Consider the following 945-nt stretch of genomic DNA (forward strand, 5'->3'; position numbering starts at 1 on the left):
AGCTTCTTCAGGTGGATCAGCGGCAACAGCTTGTTGCGCAGGCGCAGCACCGCGGTGTCCTTGATGCGCTCGATGCGGTGCTCGGAATTGGCGCGGGCCCGCACCAGCTCGACCACGGAGAGCTGGGGAATCGCAAAACGATCGCCGGCGGCTTCCACGATCAGGGCGGAGACGATCGCGAGCGTCAGCGGGATCTTGATGGTGACGGACGAGCCCTCACCGGCCACCGACTTGATGTCGATGGTGCCGCCGATCTGGTCGATATTGGTGCGCACCACGTCCATGCCGACGCCGCGGCCGGAGACCGAGGTGATGGCGGCCGCGGTCGAGAAGCCCGGCGCGAAGATGAACTTGTGGATCTGGGCTTCGCTCATCTTCTCGAGCTCGGCCTCGGTGACGAGACCCGAGGAGATCGCCTTGGCCTTGATCTTCTCGGTGTTGAGGCCTCTGCCGTTGTCGGCGATGCAGATGATGATGTGGCCGCCCTCGTGATAGGCGGACAGGCGGATGGTGCCCTGCTCGCCCTTGCCGGAAGCGAGGCGCTCGGCGGGGGTCTCCAGGCCATGATCGGCGGAGTTGCGCACCATGTGGGTGAGCGGGTCCTTGATCAGATCGAGCACCTGGCGGTCGAGCTCGGTGTCGGCGCCGTGCATCTCGAGTTCGATCTGCTTGCCGAGTTCGCTCGACAGGTCCCGGACGATGCGGGGCAGCTTCTGCCAGGCATTGCCGATCGGCTGCATGCGCGTCTTCATGACGCCTTCCTGCAGCTCGGCGGTGACGTTGGACAGGCGCTGCAGCGGCACCTTGAACTCGGTGTCCTCGTTGCGGCGGGAGATCTCCAGCAGCTGGTTGCGGGTCAGGACCAGCTCGGAGACCATGGTCATCAGATGCTCCAGCGTATCCACGTTGACGCGGATCGACTGGTTGGCGATGCTGGCGCCTTCG

1 protein-coding gene is annotated in these 945 nt (G+C 65.0%); it reads right to left on the reverse strand.

Annotated elements, in window-relative coordinates; all coding sequences use genetic code 11:
- The coding region (locus tag ACFDR6_RS36305) for a chemotaxis protein CheA (protein ID WP_375861382.1) at positions 1-945 on the reverse strand (945 nt) is incomplete at both ends.

The organism is Bradyrhizobium tunisiense, assembly GCF_042263385.1.
GTDB lineage: Bacteria > Pseudomonadota > Alphaproteobacteria > Rhizobiales > Xanthobacteraceae > Bradyrhizobium > Bradyrhizobium tunisiense.